The sequence below is a fragment of the Paenibacillus sp. FSL H7-0714 genome, assembly GCF_038003765.1.
Taxonomy (GTDB): domain Bacteria; phylum Bacillota; class Bacilli; order Paenibacillales; family Paenibacillaceae; genus Paenibacillus_AQ.
The window spans coordinates 4,519,809-4,537,808 of the sequence record NZ_JBBOPT010000001.1 but is presented as its reverse complement, the minus strand read 5'-3'; the positions used below and the strand labels follow the sequence as shown (position 1 = coordinate 4,537,808).

The 18,000-nt window shown below is 44.9% G+C and carries 17 protein-coding genes; 16 read left to right on the top strand and 1 reads right to left on the bottom strand.

Annotated features, from left to right (window positions below; all coding sequences use genetic code 11):
* Positions 1-295: 295 nt before the first annotated feature.
* The 9 genes from lepB to NST34_RS20215 all read left to right on the top strand — a co-directional run bounded on the left by lepB (position 296) and on the right by NST34_RS20215 (position 8,592).
* Entirely contained in the window at positions 296-904 is a 609-nt protein-coding gene (lepB, locus tag NST34_RS20255) for a signal peptidase I (RefSeq protein WP_042189466.1), read from the top strand.
* Between the two features lie 29 nt (positions 905-933).
* A complete protein-coding gene (gene ylqF / locus NST34_RS20250) occupies positions 934-1,794 on the top strand; it encodes a ribosome biogenesis GTPase YlqF (RefSeq protein ID WP_042189465.1) in 861 nt (286 codons plus the stop codon).
* A gap of 265 nt (positions 1,795-2,059) precedes the next feature.
* The gene (locus NST34_RS20245) at positions 2,060-2,671 is read left to right on the top strand and encodes a ribonuclease HII (protein ID WP_341126742.1); all 612 of its coding nucleotides are present in this window, start codon (positions 2,060-2,062) and stop codon (positions 2,669-2,671) included.
* A 72-nt stretch (positions 2,672-2,743) separates the two neighbouring features.
* Positions 2,744-4,900 (top strand): DNA ligase, encoded by a 2,157-nt coding sequence (locus tag NST34_RS20240; protein WP_341128652.1) that lies wholly within the window; start codon positions 2,744-2,746, stop codon positions 4,898-4,900.
* Positions 4,897-5,205 carry an EscU/YscU/HrcU family type III secretion system export apparatus switch protein gene (locus tag NST34_RS20235; protein WP_042128964.1) on the top strand — a complete coding sequence of 103 codons (309 nt, stop codon included), beginning with the start codon at positions 4,897-4,899 and terminating at the stop codon, positions 5,203-5,205. Before NST34_RS20240 ends, NST34_RS20235 begins: the two co-directional genes overlap by 4 nt.
* Complete coding sequence (locus NST34_RS20230) at positions 5,202-5,588, top strand: YraN family protein (RefSeq protein ID WP_042189462.1); 387 nt, start codon at positions 5,202-5,204, stop codon at positions 5,586-5,588. Before NST34_RS20235 ends, NST34_RS20230 begins: the two co-directional genes overlap by 4 nt.
* A gap of 154 nt (positions 5,589-5,742) precedes the next feature.
* A complete protein-coding gene (locus NST34_RS20225; protein WP_139328534.1) occupies positions 5,743-6,156 on the top strand; it encodes a hypothetical protein in 414 nt (137 codons plus the stop codon).
* A 38-nt stretch (positions 6,157-6,194) separates the two neighbouring features.
* A complete protein-coding gene (locus tag NST34_RS20220) occupies positions 6,195-6,704 on the top strand; it encodes a phosphoesterase (protein WP_076285407.1) in 510 nt (169 codons plus the stop codon).
* A gap of 190 nt (positions 6,705-6,894) precedes the next feature.
* Positions 6,895-8,592 carry a YifB family Mg chelatase-like AAA ATPase gene (locus NST34_RS20215; protein ID WP_341128651.1) on the top strand — a complete coding sequence of 566 codons (1,698 nt, stop codon included), beginning with the start codon at positions 6,895-6,897 and terminating at the stop codon, positions 8,590-8,592.
* 311 nt (positions 8,593-8,903) lie between these two features.
* Here the strand turns inward: NST34_RS20215 and NST34_RS20210 are convergent, their stop codons facing one another.
* Complete coding sequence (locus NST34_RS20210; RefSeq protein ID WP_042189459.1) at positions 8,904-9,332, bottom strand: organic hydroperoxide resistance protein; 429 nt, start codon at positions 9,330-9,332, stop codon at positions 8,904-8,906.
* A 142-nt stretch (positions 9,333-9,474) separates the two neighbouring features.
* Between NST34_RS20210 and NST34_RS20205 the strand changes: the two genes are divergently transcribed.
* The 7 genes from NST34_RS20205 (at position 9,475) to hslV (ending at position 17,997) form a co-directional block, all read left to right on the top strand.
* Entirely contained in the window at positions 9,475-9,963 is a 489-nt protein-coding gene (locus NST34_RS20205; protein ID WP_305953481.1) for a MarR family winged helix-turn-helix transcriptional regulator, read from the top strand.
* A gap of 351 nt (positions 9,964-10,314) precedes the next feature.
* Positions 10,315-11,475: an ADP-forming succinate--CoA ligase subunit beta gene (sucC, locus tag NST34_RS20200; protein ID WP_042128955.1), complete on the top strand. Its 1,161-nt coding sequence runs from the start codon at positions 10,315-10,317 to the stop codon at positions 11,473-11,475.
* Positions 11,476-11,537: 62 nt separating this feature from the next.
* Positions 11,538-12,467, top strand: coding sequence for a succinate--CoA ligase subunit alpha (sucD, locus tag NST34_RS20195; protein WP_042128953.1), 930 nt, complete (start codon positions 11,538-11,540; stop codon positions 12,465-12,467).
* 221 nt (positions 12,468-12,688) lie between these two features.
* Positions 12,689-13,807: a DNA-processing protein DprA gene (gene dprA / locus NST34_RS20190; RefSeq protein WP_076285410.1), complete on the top strand. Its 1,119-nt coding sequence runs from the start codon at positions 12,689-12,691 to the stop codon at positions 13,805-13,807.
* Between the two features lie 36 nt (positions 13,808-13,843).
* Positions 13,844-15,943, top strand: coding sequence for a type I DNA topoisomerase (gene topA / locus NST34_RS20185; RefSeq protein ID WP_042189457.1), 2,100 nt, complete (start codon positions 13,844-13,846; stop codon positions 15,941-15,943).
* The gene (gene trmFO / locus NST34_RS20180; RefSeq protein WP_143764098.1) at positions 15,943-17,325 is read left to right on the top strand and encodes an FADH(2)-oxidizing methylenetetrahydrofolate--tRNA-(uracil(54)-C(5))-methyltransferase TrmFO; all 1,383 of its coding nucleotides are present in this window, start codon (positions 15,943-15,945) and stop codon (positions 17,323-17,325) included. The genes topA and trmFO overlap by 1 nt, the downstream gene beginning before the upstream one ends.
* A gap of 129 nt (positions 17,326-17,454) precedes the next feature.
* Entirely contained in the window at positions 17,455-17,997 is a 543-nt protein-coding gene (hslV, locus tag NST34_RS20175) for an ATP-dependent protease subunit HslV (protein ID WP_042189455.1), read from the top strand.
* The last annotated feature ends 3 nt before the right edge of the window (positions 17,998-18,000 follow it).

The window sequence follows — 18,000 nt, the reverse complement described above, 5'->3', positions numbered from 1 at the left end:
ATAGTGACAAAGGAAAGGGGCTTGAATTCAAGCCCCTTTCGTTTTATTATTTTATGAAAATATAAGAAAGCATCAGTTTCACGTTATACATTATTCTTATATTTCTCGTATAAACGCTTACCCGCCTTAAAGGACGCTGAGGGCGTTTTAGATTGGCATACAATGCGTGCGACATATACGCTTGGGGATCAGCTTCTCCGAAAAGGCCTCCTGAAGGAGTATCTGTGGAGGGGTTTTTGGCAGGAGCTTTTTTGTGTTGTATAGTAAGAGTAGTATTAAGAGAGGACGGTGAACTATGCAGCAGGAACAAAGTGAAACTTTGGAATCAAGCGCGCAGAACCCACGTAAACCTAAAAATGAAGTCTTGGAATGGGTCAAGGCCATTGCGATTGCTTTAGTGTTGGTTTTTCTGATTCGCTGGCTTTTGTTCAAGCCTTTTATTGTAGATGGACCTTCCATGCAGCCTAATTTCCATACTGGTGAACGTGTTATCGTAAATGAGATTTTGTACGATATTAGATCTCCGCAGCGGGGCGAGGTTATAGTATTCCACGTGCCATCTGAGGGTAGAGATTTTATTAAACGTGTAATCGGTGTCGCTGGAGATACTGTGAAAGTAGAAGGGGATGTAGTTACAGTTAACGGGGAAGTTGTTAATGAGACCTATATCCAAGATGCAATTGATGCAAAGCATAGTATCAACGCTCTGTATAATAATAAAGATTTCCCTAATGAAGAGTTCCCAGATGGTACTGTACCTGAAGGACATGTGTTCGTTATGGGGGATAATCGCTCGGATAGTACGGATAGCCGAATGATCGGTTATGTACCTCTGGGGGATATTGTAGGCCGTGCAGATTTAATCTTCTGGCCGATAAAGGATATTTCACTGATTAACCATTAAGTTGACAGAAGTCAAAGGAGGTGACGGCAATGGCCATTCAATGGTTTCCTGGTCATATGACGAAGGCTAGGCGGCAAATCGAGGATAAGCTGAAGCTGATTGATGTTGTAATAGAATTGCTCGATTCCCGTCTGCCGCTTTCCAGCCGCAATCCGATGATTGACGATATTTTGCGGGACAAGCCAAGATTGATTATTTTGAACAAAGCGGATCTGGCAGATCCAGAAATTACACGGAAGTGGCTGGCGTACTTCAAGGCACAAGGGCATGTTGCTTATCCTGTTGATGCATCTACTGGAACAGGTGTAAAGGATATTCCAGAGCAAGTCAAGCTGCTGCTAAAAGAAAAGATTGACCGGCAGATTGCAAAAGGAATGAATCCGCGAGCGATGCGTGCATTGATCGTTGGTATTCCTAACGTTGGTAAATCAACACTCATTAACCGGATGGCTGGTAAGAGTATTGCTGCTACTGGTGACCGCCCAGGGGTAACCAAGGGTCAACAGTGGATTAAGACAGGCGGCAACTTGGAGCTTCTGGATACCCCAGGTATTTTATGGCCGAGATTTGAGGACCAAGAAGTAGGTTATCGCCTAGCGGTAACAGGTGCAATAAAGGAAGAAATCCTGAATATTGAGGACATCGCCTTTTATGCAGTGAAATATTTGGTGAAGGACTACGGCTCTAGATTTCAAGAACGCTTTGGCATTGAGAAGCTTCCTGAGGATCTGGAGAATCCAGATGAGATCGTAGCTGTTATGGAAGCCGTGGGTCGTAAACGCGGTTGTCTAATTAGCGGTGGACGTGTAGATCTGGAAAAAGCTTCGCGGGCCTTGTTGCATGAGCTACGGGCAGGTAAGCTTGGACGCTTTACGCTGGAAACGCCTTAAATGGTGTGAATTCTGCGTTTAATGGACTAGGTATGGAAGAGCCATCCGAAATTTCGGAGGCTCTTTTTTTATGTTTTGGGTCCTCGACAAAGTAGCTGAGTACGCCTCAAGCTAAGCCCCACTTTGTGGGGATATTTTATGGGAATGGATTAAATTGGAACGTCTATTTTAAGATGACCATGTAAGCTTTACTATGATAAGCTGACTTATATAGATCATAGAATAATTCATAATTGGCGGTGACAAATTAGTGAGTTCGTTAGATATGTTGGCCTATGAAAAAGAAGGCTGGGAACAGTCTTATCGCCGAATAGCAGGCGTAGATGAAGTAGGAAGAGGTTGCTTGTTTGGGGACGTCGTCGCAGCAGCGGTGATTTTGCCAGAGGGGCTTATTATTGATGGAGTAAATGATTCCAAAAAACTTACAGCTAAAAAGAGAGATGCTTTATACGAGATTATAATGGATCAAGCACTGGCCGTGGGTGTGGGGTATGTAGACTCTACTGTCATTGATGAGATTAATATTAAGCAAGCTTCACGCCTGGCCATGAAAAAGGCGGTTGAGAGTCTAGAGCACACTCCTGACTATATGCTGATCGATGCTGAAAAGGTAGACCTCCCTTTGCCACAACAGGCAATTATTAAAGGAGATGCTAATAGTCAGTCCATAGCAGCAGCTTCGATTATCGCTAAAGTGACACGAGACAGGTTGTGTGAAGGTCTGTGGGAGGAATTATACCCTGATTATGGGATTGCGATACATAAAGGTTACGCGACCAAGCTTCACCGGGAACAAATTACGGCTCTAGGTCCAACACCTATGCATCGGCGCAGTTTTATTGGGCGGATTCTCGCGGAGCAGCAAACGTTATTCTAGAAGCAATGCTTAAAAAAGTAGGATGAATACCGATATAGTAAGAAGAGAGAAAATGGAGGGAGGAGAAACGGTATGAATATCGGAACATTGATCCGTGGATTGCTTGGAGAACAAAAACCGGGTGCAGCGAAGTCTTTAGAGTTAAAAGAAGGGCAAGTTGTTCGTGGTGTTGTTCTCTCTGTATCGGATTCAGGCAAAGAAGCGGTTGTGCAAATCCAAGGTACACCTGTTCGTGCAGAATTAGAAACACCATTACTGCCTGGAGAAACCTTGAATTTACAGGTTGGATCACCCGGAGAAGGTGGATTACCCGTATTGAAGCCGGTCTCCCTCGGTGAAACGGCGTTAGTCACTCCCCAAAGCATGGGTGAGGCCTTGGAGTCGCTCGGATTAGCTGATTCCAAAGCAGGTCGAGAAATTGTACTAGCGATGCAAGCAGGAGGCGTTCCACTTACAAAAGAGACAGCGGCTTTGCTGGATGCGGTAATGAGTGCAAAACCAGCTGGTGTGCCTGCTTCAGAGTGGCTTGACGCAGCTGTCATTTCTGTAAAACGGGGACTACCCGTTACAGCTGAGAGTGTGAGAGGATTGCAGCAGGCTGTATTTGGCCCGCAGTTGCATCAGCTTTTATCAGCACTGGAAGATCAGATTACAATATGGGCAGGTCAAATTGCTAATGAAGAAACAATAACCGCAGAATCTAAAGCTGGAATGGGTACAATTACTGGAAAACTCGAACCTTCGGTAACTGCAGGTGCTGGAAGTGGGAATAACATGGGTGTTGTAGAGGGTGACGCTACAGAAGCTGACTCTGTACAATTGGCAGCTAAAGGAAATGGACAAGCTACAACTAAAACTGCTGAAGGCACTATCGCAAACGGAAGTACCGCTATTTCGGAAGGAGCAGCTGAAGGTGCTCTGAAACCGGTTGAACAAGGTGCGCCAGTCAAGGTGACTCTTAATATAGCTTCTGATAATGAAACGGGGATTGAAACTGGCAAGCCAGTTGTAGTTGATGAGTCAGGTGAAGGAGCTCAGATCTCGAAGGGTGGTATTGTTACAGAGCCTATGGCTGGTAAATCAACACCTGGCCTGACATCCGGCGCTCTAAATAGTGCTTTAAGCGCTCAAGCTGATAGTGCGGTGAATAATCCTATCCGTTCCAGTGAAGTTGAGATTCAAGGTAATGCCTTGAATTTGAATAAGGATGGGGCATTGGATAGTGCTATACAGGCAGATAAGAGTCGGGCTGCCTCGATGGATAAGAGCGGGGCTATGCCGGGTGGCGCGAGTGTGAGCGCCGAAGGAACTGCTGCTGGTGCGGCGCCCCACGCAGCAAGTGGTGCCGCCCTGCTTGCGAAGCTGCAGGGCGTGCTCACCGAGCTGCGCGGCAGCTTGCCGCAGCTCGCCATGGTCCCGCCCGCTGACGCGGCGGGAGCAAGCCCTGCCCCCGCGGCTACTGCGCCGCGCGGGGAGGCCCCGGCTGCGACGGCTTCGCCGGTGCAGCCGGACACCGCCCCACCCGCGGACGCGGAGTCGTGGGTGGGGCGGGTGCTGAAGCTGCTCGGTGCGGAGCACGAGCAGCAGGCGGTGCGCGGCGGCGCAGTAGCCGCCGCTGAGACGGCCCGCGCGGCGACAGGTACGGCCGCGCTTGGCAGTGCGGGTGTCGGAGGCGAACAAGCCACCGACACCTTAAAGGGCGTGCTGCTGCAGATCATGAGCAGCAGCGAGGTGCCGCCCGCGGTAAAAGAAGCCGCGAGCGGACTAGTGCAGCAGCTGACAGGACAACAGCTGCTGCTCAATACAGATCGAACGGCTCCTTTCGCGCAAGTAACTTTGTTCTTGCCGCTGCAAGGTCCAGATGGGCAGGAGACAGCTTCCGTTCATATTCAGTCGCGTCGGGGACGCAAGGGTGAATTAGATGCTGCCAATTGCAGGCTCTGGTTTGATTTGGATATGAAGCAGCTCGGCCAGACACTGGTTGATGTGCAGGTTGTTGATCGAATCGTTAGTCTTAAGCTGCATAATGATCATCCTTGGGTGCTTGAGCTGCTGGAACAGCGGCGTGATGACATTAAAACGGCAGTAGAATCTATTGGTTATCAGTTGTCGGGATTAAGAACTGAACCTTTACCAGAACTAAAGCTATCTACAGAACTTGCCAATCCCCATAGTAAGCTTGTTGATTATGTTCCTGATGCTTATAAAGGAGTGGATTACCGTATATGAACGAGAATGAGCCTGTACCTCCAATTTCACAAGGGCTCAAAAAAGCGGTCGCTCTCAAATATAGCCCAGGACAAAGCGAGGCACCTGTCGTTGTTGCCAAAGGACAAGGGGCGATAGCGGATCTGATTCTGCAAAAAGCTAAAGAGAGTGGGGTTGCTGTCCAAGAGGACGCAGCTCTCGTAGAAGTTCTTTCAAAGCTCGATCTAGATCAACAGATTCCATCTGAACTTTATCAGCTAGTGGCTGAAATCCTCAGCTTTGTGTATCAGAGCGACCGTTCCGCCGGTGAACGGAGACCGGAATGAAAGAGCCATACACAAGAGAACGCTACAACCGCAAACAGAAGGGAGCCGCTGCTGAAGACGGGGCTGTGCAGTACTTATCTACTTGTGGGTACAAGATCTTAGAACGAAATTGGCGTTGTCGAACCGGAGAACTTGATATTATTGCGGAGAACGAAGGCTGTATTATTATTGTTGAAGTTCGCAGTCGTAGTGGAGAGCTATATCAAGGGACTCCGGAGGAATCAGTGAATACTCGAAAAATACATCAAGTGCGAAATACAGCACAGGTTTATTTGCATATGAAAGGTTATGATGATCGAAGAGTAACTTTTGACGTCATTAGCATTTTACTGAATGAAGATTTAAGCATCGCTTCTTTGGGGCATATACGTGAGGCTTTTTAAGCTGCACCCCATATTCTCATGCCACTCATTATGGGCACTAGCATTCTTATGAAAAAAGTCTTTACAATAGCCTCCGCACAGTGGGTCATTTCTCAAAAGAAATGGGTAAACATTAGAGTAACTTTTTAATGTCATCATGAGGAGGGCTGTTTAAGTGAAGAATAAACCTTTTGAAATGCAGGTTAGTTTTGCTTGCCAATATTGCCAGCAGAAGATTGAAGTGAAATTTACCGCAGAACCAGTATCCGTTGTCTGTTGTGCAAATTGCAATAAGAACTTCACGGTTATGCGGCCCACTATAGCTGAGGAAATATTAATCGATTGGAAAAATGAGGCGCTATTTCAAAAAATCCGTGCTGATAAATCACAAAACAGCAATAGCAGTCTCTTAGCGCTTGTTATAAAAGTCATAGAGCTTCTTACATGGCGTGATAAAGGAAATGGACAGGTGGAAGCGATTAAAGAGATGCGTGGCTGGCTCATTGAGAATGAAGAGACTCCTCCTCTAGCTGAACTGATCCAGAGCGATAATAAAAAAAGATCACATAAGCGGCGTGACTGGAGATAATCATACAAACTATGATCAAAAAAGAAAGAAGGGTGAACATGGCTAACGTTTTTTTTACATCCGACCATCATTTTGGACATAAGTTGATTATTGATTTTGAATCCAGACCCTTTATAGATGTGGGGCAAATGAATGAAGCCATGATTGAGAGTTGGAATTCGGTAGTAAATCCGGATGATAAAGTGTTTCATTTGGGAGACTTTTCGTTTCTTAATAAGGAAGCGACACGTGCTATTGTGGAGAGGTTACATGGCTATAAGATTCTAATTCTCGGCAATCATGATCGGGGACGCGGTCGGGATTGGTGGCTTGAAGCAGGTTTTGACGAGGTTAGTGAATATCCGCTGATTTATAAGGATTTCTTTTTTCTCTCACATGAGCCTATGTATATGAATAAACATATGCCTTACGTAAATGTGCATGGTCATATTCACGGCCAAAAATATGAAGGAAAGAATTATTTTAACATTTGTGTAGAGCATTGGAACTATAAACCGTTGACCTTTGAACAGATTAGGGACTCTGTCATAGTGAGTGAAGAAGGTTAATGTGGGTCTATGGGATTATTTATGCGTATTTATGCAATTCGATGTTTATTAATAATTCTTGATTACGTAAAGATTCCCTATATATAATGAGATATAATAGCAAATTTATTACCGGAAAATAAGGAAGCACCTTTTTTCTTGAAGATGTGACACCCAAACAGGGGTGTATTTCAGGAGATGAGGTGTTTTTATGTATGGAAAAATGCATAGTGCATGTCTGTATGGAATTGAAGGGGTAATGATAGGTGTAGAAATTGATCTTGCGAATGGATTGCCACAGACGAATATCATTGGTCTGCCTGATTCTGCGATTCGTGAGGCAGTAGAACGAGTAAGAGCCGCTATTAAGAACTGTGGTTATCGGTATCCCCAGCAGCGCATTACGATAAATCTTGCACCAGCCGACTTACGCAAAGAAGGCTCTGCTTTTGACCTTGCGATTGCCCTGGGGATACTGATAACTAGTGGTCAACTGATAATGCCCTCAGCCAATGAGGTGCTTTTTATTGGAGAGCTTGCGCTTGACGGTAGTCTGCGTCCAGTATCAGGTGTTCTACCAATGGTGGAAGCTGCGCGCAAAAATGGATTTAAGGCTGTACTGCTTCCTGAAGGGAATGCTGCTGAGGCAGCTTTGATCAGTGGTATAAATATATACGCAATCGATCATTTGTGCGCATTACCGAACCCGGAAGAATCACTGTCCAATTCAGCAAAAGGTGAAGACGAACAGAACCAAAGGAATGGGGGAGTTTCCGAAGATATGCCTTCTTTATCATCTCTTCCTTTTCCTGTAACTGTGACCAAGGGGATAGATGCTAATGACCGACCTCCGGTTCTTGTCCTTTCTTTGGAACATCTTAAATATACCCCAGTTTACGGTACTTCTGAGGACTCCTCATATGGAATGAACGAGATGATGGATGATTACAGTGATGTGCTAGGGCAACAACATGTAAAAAGAGCCCTAACCATTGCGGCAGCGGGTATGCATAATATATTGCTCATCGGTCCACCCGGTACAGGGAAGACGATGCTGATTAAACGCCTTCCAAGCATCCTTCCGAAATTGTCTGAGAGTGAGGCAATAGAGGTAACCAAAATATTTAGCGCAGCAGGAACTTTAAAAGATGCCCACAACGGCTTACTGCGTAGTCGTCCTTTTCGCTCTCCGCATCATACCATATCGGCCGCAGGCCTTATTGGGGGTGGAGGCATTCCAAAGCCGGGAGAAGTTAGTCTTGCGCATCGAGGGATTCTCTTTTTAGATGAGTTGCCCGAATTCTCTCGGAATGTACTTGAAGTGTTACGCCAGCCGCTCGAAGACGGGGTTGTTACCATAAGTCGTGCTCGAGCTTCTTTTACCTATCCTGCAAAATTCATGCTGGCCGCATCGATGAATCCCTGTAACTGCGGTTATTTTGGGAGTAATCTTTCTCAACAACATTGTACATGCAGCCCCGCTAGGATTGCTCAATATCGCGCAAAGATATCAGGACCCTTATTGGATCGTATTGATTTACAGGTGGATGTTCCTCGCCCGAAGGAATGGGATCGTCAAGGGCATGTTCTATCTTCGGCTGAGATGTATGCAGAGGTGATGGCGGCACAGACGATACAAGCTAAACGGTTTAAGCGTTTGCCTATTTCTTGGAATAGTGAACTTTCCGGCGCTTCCCTTCGGAGATATGCAAGTCTTAGCCGTGAAGGTGCCCAATTGCTGTATGACATTCTGGAGAATTTAGGTTTAAGCATGCGAGCGCATGATCGAATTATTAAGCTATCCCGTACAATAGCTGATCTGGAAGGCGCACCGGATATTACTTCCGCGCATCTTGCGGAGGCTGTGCAGTACCGTAATTTAGACCGGCAAGCGATGACAGAAGAATAAACTAAATAGAGCAGCGATTCCCGTTATTGGCGAATTGCTGCTCTGTTTTTGGGTTATTGATTTCACCCGCGAAATTGTTAACGTCTCTGGAATCTTATGGACCCGAAAGACGTGATATGGGCATTTTTAGCTTTTGGAGCGTGCTTTCGGACTCCAGAGACACTATTTTTTTAAAAACGGCCCAAATATAGTCTTTTTTTATCAATAGCGTCGATGGGGCTCATTAATATTCAAAAGTGGACGTATGTTGCATTTAAAATCATCTGTATCCGTTAGGGCTTCGTTTGAGAAAATAATTCTCTATAGTTCCTTTACAGCACATTCAATTCTACAGCGATATTGCCGCGGGTTGCGCGGGAGTATGGACAAGCGCCATGAGCAGCCTCTACTAAAGAGGTTGCGGTTTCTCTGTCAACGCCTTTAACTAGCACATCAAGTTTAACTGCTATGCCAAAACCTCCATCTTCAACTTTACCAAAGCTGACTGTGGCCGTTACTTCGCTACCTTCAATTTTCACTTTTCCGAGTCGGGCAACCATGTTCAGTGCACTATCGAAACAAGCGGAATAACCAGCTGCAAATAATTGCTCAGGATTTGTACCTTCGCCACCGGCACCTCCCATTTCGCGTGGTGTGCTGATTGTAAGATTGAGCTTAGGGCTTTCTGATTCGATAAAACCGTTTCTTCCTCCTACGGCTTTAACAGTGGTTTCATACATTTTTTGCTGGATCGTCATCATTGTGTATCTCTCCAATTCCTAATTAGTTTGTGTAAAATTTAATTTATCACAATTAACTATAATGTCAAATTATTTTTTCCTATTAACATGATGTTATGAGTGAATTATGATAAAATAAGGGTATAAGGCAGGTGATTAAGATATGAAAATGAATGAAGAAGATATGCAAAAGATGACGACTACACCTGAGCTGCTGATTGAGAATCAACTCTGTTTTACGATTTATGCTTGCTCTCGTGAGATCACAAAGCTGTATCAACCTTATTTGGATAAGATCGGTTTAACATACTCGCAATATCTGGTAATGCTTGTGTTATGGGAACGGCAGCAATGTACGGTTAAAGAAATTGGTGAGGCGCTATTTTTGGATTCGGGTACGCTGACACCTCTTTTAAAACGCCTACAAGCTGCAGGGTTGATCGTGCGTGAACGTTCGACACAAGATGAGCGAAAAGTTCTGATTTCACTAACGGAACAGGGCTGGGCACTTCAAAGCAACGCGGCTTGTATTCCCGGGAAAATGATGGAAGAAACGACTATGTCCGGCGATGAGACTGTAGAGCTGCTTGAGCAGTTCAAAAGCTTGCTAAATCGTGTTCATGATGCGAACACTCAAGATAGTAAAAAGTAAGTATAATCAGGAGTCTGTGCGATCGTTCGCATTCCGGCATGAAATCAAGCGAAAAAATGTGTACAAATCATGAATATATTTAAGGAAAGCGTTTTAAAAACATGTTACACTATTCTGGGTTCCTTTATATGGCATATAGGTAAGTATAAGCTTAGTCTTATAGATTTACTCAATGTCTCTCACAGAAATAAGGCCATTCTTTTACGAGTGGTAGAGCAGTTTCTGTTGGTTCCGGAATAGTGCTGCATGTTTAGCATCAGCCTATCCCTAACCCCGCGGCAATCAAAACGGAAGGCGAGATGACAACAGGCTGCCTGTTAAGTCACCACGCTACTTTAGGAGGCTACCGCTATGAATATCCACGAGTATCAGGGAAAAGAAGTGCTTAAGAAGTACGGTGTGGCCGTACCGAATGGAAAAGTAGCTTATACAGTGGAGGAAGCGGTAGAAGCCGCAGAGTCACTGAGTACACCGGTTGTTGTAGTTAAAGCTCAGATTCATGCAGGTGGACGAGGTAAAGCTGGAGGTGTAAAGGTTGCTAAGAATATCGATGAAGTGCGTACTTACGCAACCGAAATTCTCGGTAAGACTTTAGTTACTCACCAGACTGGTCCGGAGGGTAAGGTAGTAAAACGGCTGCTCATTGAAGAGGGCTGTCAAATTGTTAAAGAGTATTACATCGGTATCGTTGTTGATAGAGGAACTGGTCGAGTGGTTATGATGGCATCTGAAGAAGGTGGCACAGAGATTGAAGAGGTTGCAGCTACACATCCGGAGAAGATTTTCAAAGAAATCATTGATCCGGCAGTAGGTTTGCAGACTTTCCAAGCTCGTAAATTAGCTTACAGCATCTCTATTCCTAATGAACTGGTAGGCAAGACTGTGAAATTCATGCAAGCGCTATATCTAGCTTTTGTGGATAAAGATTGCTCTATTGCCGAAATTAACCCATTGGTAGTTACTGCGGATGGGAATGTGATGGCTCTAGATGCTAAATTGAATTTTGACCCCAATGCCTTGTTCCGTCACAAAGATATTCAAGAGCTTCGGGATCTAGATGAAGAAGATTTGAAAGAAATCGAAGCCTCTAAGTATGACCTGAGCTATATTGCACTTGATGGCAATATTGGTTGTATGGTGAACGGTGCAGGCCTAGCGATGGCAACGATGGATATAATTAAATATTACGGAGGCGAACCCGCCAACTTCCTTGATGTAGGGGGCGGTGCAACTACCGAGAAAGTTACAGAAGCCTTTAAAATCATTCTATCGGATGAAAAGGTAAATGGAATTTTCGTTAATATTTTCGGCGGTATTATGCGCTGTGACGTTATTGCTAACGGTGTTGTGGAAGCGGCAAGTCAATTGGGATTGACTAAACCGCTTGTTGTACGTCTTGAAGGAACAAATGTTGGATTGGGTAAGCAAATCTTGGCTGGATCGGGACTTAACATTGTAGCTGCTGATTCTATGGCGGACGGTGCCCGTAAGATTGTATCTCTTGTGCAATAATGGCTCGGAAGTTGAAGCCAGTTATCGTATTTGACAATATAAGTAGGGATGTGACTTAAGGCATGAGCATTCTTGTAGATAAAAATACGAAAGTTATCACGCAAGGTATTACGGGAGCAACTGGCTTGTTCCATACTAAGGGTGCGCTTGATTATGGAACTCAGATGGTTGGAGGAGTAACGCCGGGTAAAGGTGGAACGACAGTTAATATCACCCTTGAAAATGGCAGTGAAGTTAGTCTTCCGGTATTTGATACAGTCGCAGCTGCTAAGGCAGCTACTGGTGCAACTGCTAGTGTGATTTATGTACCGCCAGCATTTGCGGCAGATTCCATCATGGAGGCTGTAGATGCAGAGCTGGATTTGGTTATCTGTATTACCGAAGGTATTCCTGTGCTTGATATGGTAAAAGTCTCACGTTATATGGAAGGTCGTTCTACAGTGTTGATCGGTCCAAACTGTCCGGGTGTTATCACTCCTGGAGAGTGTAAGATTGGAATCATGCCTGGCTATATTCATATGCCTGGTTATGTAGGAGTGGTCTCGCGTAGCGGAACGCTAACCTATGAGGCGGTTCATCAGCTGACCACGCGTGGAATTGGGCAATCTTCGGCTGTAGGTATTGGCGGAGACCCGGTTAAAGGCTCTGAGTTTATTGATATTTTGAAGCTGTTTAATGAAGATCCGGGTACGAAGGCAGTTATTATGATCGGAGAGATCGGTGGAACTGCAGAGGAAGAAGCAGCAGAGTGGATTCGTGAACACATGACCAAGCCAGTTGTAGGCTTCATTGGAGGAGCAACTGCACCTCCAGGCAAGCGTATGGGGCATGCTGGTGCTATCATTTCTGGAGGGAAAGGTACAGCAAGCGAAAAAATTGCCGTACTGGAAGCTTGCGGAATCAAGGTAGCCCCTACACCTGCTGAAATGGGTTCAACACTCGTAAGTGTGCTTGAAGAGCGCGGTATTCTCAATGCTTTTACATCGCACTAATTAGTGAAGTTAAGACAGAGAAATCACTCCGCGTAGTGAGGTTATTTCGTGTATAATTAATTAAAGAGGTAAGCAACCTTTTGTTCCTATTTAGGGATGAAAGGTTGCTTTTTTTATTTTAAATAGAAATTTATTGAATTTAAAGAAATGCTTGCGTTTTCAAGAGGTGTAACACAAAATAGGGAAGGCTAGGCCTTCCATGTTAAGGGGCGAAAAATGATATGGAAGAACGGGAACTACTATTCGGCTTTAATGAAGTGGAAGGCATTGGCTGGAAAACTATCGACAAAATTCGCAGAGCTGGGCTTTTGTCAGAAAAAGCATTTTCTTGTAGCTCAGAAGACTGGGAACAGGTTGGATTGAGCGAGAAAGTGTCGATTCAACTTGCTTCAATATATACGTTGGAGTGGATAGCAAACCGCCGCTTACTAATGGAAGAAAGTGCTGTAAACATGGTTACGATTTTTGATGCAGACTATCCCCATTTATTGAAGGAGACGGCTCAGCCACCATGGATTCTTTATTATCGTGGGCGTTTGAATCTGTTATCGACACCCAGTGTAGCGATGGTCGGTACTCGTGTGCCAACAGCTTATGGACGGAAGGTAGGGGAGATCCTCACGAAAGAGCTTAGTGAAGCAGGTCTAACAGTGGTTAGCGGATTAGCTAGGGGGATTGATAGCGTTTGTCATGAAGCTGCGCTAAGAAGCGGTGGAGGCACAATAGCGGTAGTGGCTACAGGACTTGATCGGGTCTACCCGCCTGAGAATAAGGAGCTTGAACGATTGATTTCCCTTGATGGGTTAGTGCTAACAGAGTATCCCCTTGGAACCAAAAGTCATCCAGGGTTATTTCCGCAGCGCAATCGAATTATTGCAGGCCTCACATACGGGACAGTGGTCGTAGAGGCGGATAGTAGAAGTGGATCACTCATTACAGCAGATGCTGCCTTGGAGGCAGGACGGGATGTTTTTGCTGTCCCTGGACCTATTACGTCTCCAAAAAGTAGAGGTGCTCTTGATCTGATTAAACAGGGGGCAAAGCTGGTAACCGGTGCACTAGATATTTTAGAAGAATACACTTCTTTTCTCCCGGCAAACCTCTCAAAAACAGGTGAAAGCGGTCCCTCTAAACAGGTAGCTGACGATTTGTTAATTGAAAAGAAATTGACAAATGAGGAGTTACACCTATACCATATACTGCATCAAGGCCCCTTTATTTTGGACGATCTGCTTGTGAGGACAGGATGGGATTTTGGACATTTGCATTCAGTTCTGTTATCTTTAATCATAAAAAAAGCGGTAGCACAATTACCAGGAGCTATTTATAAGGTAATTTAATATAGAGGTACGAGTGTTAACGAGGAGGAAGAGTCTATGGCAGATGCATTGGTTATTGTCGAATCGCCCGCGAAAGCGAAGACAATTGGCAAATATCTAGGTAGTAAGTATATTGTAAAGGCATCTATGGGACACATCAGAGATCTACCGAAGAGTCAAATTGGTGTTGAGGTGGAGAATGATTTCAATCCCAAATATATTACGATTCGTGGTAAAGGTTCTATATTGAAGGAATTGAAAGATGCTAGTAAAAAAGTGAAAAAAGTCTATCTCGCAGCTGACCCCGATCGCGAAGGAGAAGCGATTGCTTGGCACTTGGCACATGCCCTGGATTTAGATAATACACAGGAATGCCGAGTTGTATTTAATGAGATCACCAAACAAGCGGTGAAGGATGCTTTTAAGACGCCACGCAAGATTAACATGGATCTTGTGAATGCACAGCAGGCAAGACGTATACTGGATCGGCTAGTAGGTTACAAAATTAGCCCTCTATTATGGAAGAAAGTCAAAAAAGGGTTATCTGCTGGACGTGTTCAATCTGTAGCTGTAAAGATCATAATGGATCGTGAGAATGAAATCTCCGCTTTTGTACCTACTGAATATTGGAGTATTACAGCTAAACTTGGGATTCGAGATTCTGTCTTTGAAGCTAAGTTTCATAAGCTGAATGGTGTGAAGAAGGAACTTAATCAGGAAAGCGATGTTCAAGAGGTCCTTGAGGCAATCAAGAACGCAGCTTTTAAGGTAAGTAATGTGAAGGAGAAGGAAAGACAACGGCATCCTTCGGCTCCTTTTACAACAAGTTCCCTTCAACAGGAAGCAGCTCGTAAGCTTGGATTCCGTGCAGCTAAGACAATGTCTGTTGCCCAGCAATTATACGAAGGTGTGGAACTAGGCAAAGAGGGAACCGTAGGTTTGATCACCTATATGCGTACGGACTCGACACGTTTATCTGTCACTGCACAGGATGAAGCTAAAGAGCTGATTACTGCTAAGTATGGTGAAAAGTTCTTACCTGAAGCCCCTCGCCAGTATTCAAAGAAAGCGGCTGGAGCGCAAGAAGCGCATGAAGCGATCCGACCAACTTCAGCACTTCGTGAACCGGAAATGGTCAAAGAGTTCTTAAGCCGGGATCAATTCCGTCTTTACAAGCTGGTGTGGGAGCGGTTCGTATCCAGTCAAATGGCGTCTGCTCTTCTTGATACACTCTCGGTTGATATAGAAGCAGGTACAGCCACATTCAGAGCGGTGGGTTCGAAGGTTTCATTCCCAGGGTTCATGAAGGTTTACGTGGAAGGTAACGATGATGGAACTACAGATGAAGATAAGTATTTACCGCCTCTTGAAGCGGGAGATGCTTTAAATAAGCAAGAGATCGAGCCGAAGCAGCATTTTACACAGCCACCACCGCGATATACAGAAGCAAGGCTTGTAAAGACACTTGAGGAATTAGGGATAGGACGCCCAAGTACGTATGCACCAACGCTTGAAACGATTCAGAAGCGTGGTTATGTAGCGATTGAAGAGAAAAAATTCATGCCTACAGAGCTTGGAGAACTTGTCATCGAGCAGATGGAACAATTTTTCCCGGAAATATTGAACGTAGAGTTTACGGCTAATATGGAAGGCGATCTTGACCATGTGGAAGAAGGCTCAGAAGATTGGGTGAAGGTTCTTGCTGAATTTTACGAGTCTTTCGAGAAGCGCTTAGTGTTTGCCGAAGAAGAAATGAAAGAAATTGAGATTGAAGATGAAGTCTCTGATGAGATCTGCGAGAAATGTGGTAAACCACTTGTATATAAATTAGGACGCTTTGGGAAGTTCCTAGCATGTTCTGGCTTTCCAGATTGCCGAAATACGAAGCCGATTATCAAAGATATTGGTGTAACTTGCCCTAAATGTAATGAAGGAAAAGTTGTAGAGCGTCGTAGCAAAAAAGGGCGTGTCTTCTATGGCTGCGATCAATATCCTGGGTGTGATTTCGTCTCTTGGGATAGACCATCCACTAAACCATGTCCATCTTGCGGGGCTTGGATGATTGAGAAACGCAATAAGCAAGGTACCAAACTGCAATGTACGTCTTGTGACCATACAGAGGCAGTTTTAGACAACGAAGAAGAGTTAGCAGAATAATAGTCTCTACAGGAGGAAATAAGACAGTGACAGATACAGCAAAGGTAACAGTAATTGGAGCAGGTCTCGCAGGAAGTGAAGCGGCCTGGCAAATAGCCTCTCAAGGCGTACCGGTAAGATTGTATGAAATGAGACCAGTGGTGAAGACGCCAGCACACCACACCAATCAATTCGCAGAACTAGTATGCAGCAACTCCTTGCGTGCAAATGGTTTAGGCAATGCGGTGGGTGTATTAAAGGAAGAAATGCGACGTTTAAACTCTCTTGTATTAGGTGCGGCTGATCGCCACGCTGTACCTGCTGGCGGTGCACTTGCCGTGGATCGGGATGGTTTCTCGGGAGAAATTACGAGTACATTGCATAATCATCCGCTTGTGGAAGTCATAAATGAAGAACTTACGCATATACCGGAGGAAGGGATTGTTGTTATTGCAACGGGTCCACTAACTTCCCCTGCATTATCTGCTGAAATTAAGGGTCTATTAGGTGAAGAGTATTTCTATTTTTATGATGCTGCAGCACCGATTGTTGAGAAGGACAGTATTGATATGAATAAAGTGTATCTGGCTTCCCGTTATGACAAAGGTGAAGCAGCATATCTGAACTGTCCTATGACTGAAGAGGAGTTTGACGTGTTTTATGACGCGTTGATTTCTGCAGAGACGGCGGCACTCAAGGATTTTGAGAAAGAGATATACTTTGAGGGCTGTATGCCTATCGAAATCATGATGAAGCGCGGTAAGCAAACTGCATTGTTTGGTCCGATGAAGCCTGTTGGGCTTATCAATCCGCACACAGGTAAGCTACCTTACGCGGTAGTACAACTTCGTCAGGATAACGCTGCTGGAACGCTTTACAATCTGGTGGGCTTTCAAACGCACTTGAAATGGGGCGAACAGAAGCGGGTATTCTCGCTGATTCCAGGTCTTGAGAACGCTGAATACGTTCGGTATGGGGTAATGCACAGAAATACCTTTATTAATTCTCCTAAACTCTTGCATCCTACTTATCAAATGAAGGGTAAAGAAAGGCTGTACTTTGCTGGACAGATGACTGGTGTGGAAGGTTATGTGGAATCAGCAGCTTCAGGTCTGATTGCCGGCATTAACGCTGCTAGAGCCGCACTTGGTCAAGAAGGACTGATCTTCCCACAAGACACGGTGCTTGGTAGTATGCCTGCTTATATCACTTCCGCTGATCCGGAGCATTTTCAGCCTATGAATGCCAATTTTGGTCTTCTGCCGAAGGTGGAGAAGAAAATCCGTAATAAGAAAGAAAAGAATGAGATGTTAGCGCATCGTGCACTAGACAGTCTTGCCGAGTACGCCAATGGTACGGGCCTTGCTTATAAAGAGCCGGAGGCTATCGACAACCAAGAATAAGCGCCTTGGGCGTCCTTATAAGGATGATAAGCGTTAGCGTTTAAGTGAGAAATATAAGGATAATGTATAACGTGAAACGTATACTTCTTATTTTTGAACAAAGCCCATCTTAAGGAGGTAACTACAATCATGGTACCCAGCTTTCATGCGACTACAATTTGTGCTGTAAGACATAACGGACAGGCAGCTATAGCAGGTGATGGTCAGGTTACATTCGGAGAGAGTGTAATTATGAAGACGACGGCCAGAAAAGTTCGTCGCTTATACAGAGGACAAGTAATAGCAGGGTTTGCAGGATCTGTGGCCGATGCTATCACTTTGTTCGAAAAATTCGAAGGCAAGTTGGAGGAGCATCATGGAAACCTGCAACGGGCAGCCGTAGAATTGGCGAAAGACTGGCGTCAAGATCGTATTCTTCGAAAACTTGAGGCATTGATGATTGTGATGGACAAGGAAGGAATGCTCTTGATCTCCGGAAATGGTGAAATTATCGAGCCAGATGATGATGTGCTCGCTATTGGTTCCGGTGGTAACTTTGCACTTGCTTCCGGTCGCGCGCTCAAACGTCATGCTCCAAATCTTGCTGCTGCGGATATCGCTCGTGAAGCTCTTCAGATTGCATCAGAAATATGTGTGTATACTAACTCCAATATTATTGTTGAGCAATTATAGGCT

Bases quoted from the DNA above. Each gene is read 5' to 3' on its own strand.
- sucC (WP_042128955.1), top strand. From the start codon at position 10,315: ATGAATATCCACGAGTATCAGGGAAAAGAAGTGCTTAAGAAGTACGGT.
- sucD (WP_042128953.1), top strand. From the start codon at position 11,538: ATGAGCATTCTTGTAGATAAAAATACGAAAGTTATCACGCAAGGTATT.
- NST34_RS20205 (WP_305953481.1), top strand. From the start codon at position 9,475: ATGAAAATGAATGAAGAAGATATGCAAAAGATGACGACTACACCTGAG.
- NST34_RS20245 (WP_341126742.1), top strand. From the start codon at position 2,060: ATGTTGGCCTATGAAAAAGAAGGCTGGGAACAGTCTTATCGCCGAATA.
- NST34_RS20235 (WP_042128964.1), top strand. From the start codon at position 4,897: ATGAACGAGAATGAGCCTGTACCTCCAATTTCACAAGGGCTCAAAAAA.
- NST34_RS20230 (WP_042189462.1), top strand. From the start codon at position 5,202: ATGAAAGAGCCATACACAAGAGAACGCTACAACCGCAAACAGAAGGGA.
- lepB (WP_042189466.1), top strand. From the start codon at position 296: ATGCAGCAGGAACAAAGTGAAACTTTGGAATCAAGCGCGCAGAACCCA.
- NST34_RS20240 (WP_341128652.1), top strand. From the start codon at position 2,744: ATGAATATCGGAACATTGATCCGTGGATTGCTTGGAGAACAAAAACCG.
- dprA (WP_076285410.1), top strand. From the start codon at position 12,689: ATGGAAGAACGGGAACTACTATTCGGCTTTAATGAAGTGGAAGGCATT.
- NST34_RS20220 (WP_076285407.1), top strand. From the start codon at position 6,195: ATGGCTAACGTTTTTTTTACATCCGACCATCATTTTGGACATAAGTTG.
- topA (WP_042189457.1), top strand. From the start codon at position 13,844: ATGGCAGATGCATTGGTTATTGTCGAATCGCCCGCGAAAGCGAAGACA.
- NST34_RS20215 (WP_341128651.1), top strand. From the start codon at position 6,895: ATGTATGGAAAAATGCATAGTGCATGTCTGTATGGAATTGAAGGGGTA.
- ylqF (WP_042189465.1), top strand. From the start codon at position 934: ATGGCCATTCAATGGTTTCCTGGTCATATGACGAAGGCTAGGCGGCAA.
- NST34_RS20210 (WP_042189459.1), bottom strand. From the start codon at position 9,332: ATGATGACGATCCAGCAAAAAATGTATGAAACCACTGTTAAAGCCGTA.
- hslV (WP_042189455.1), top strand. From the start codon at position 17,455: ATGGTACCCAGCTTTCATGCGACTACAATTTGTGCTGTAAGACATAAC.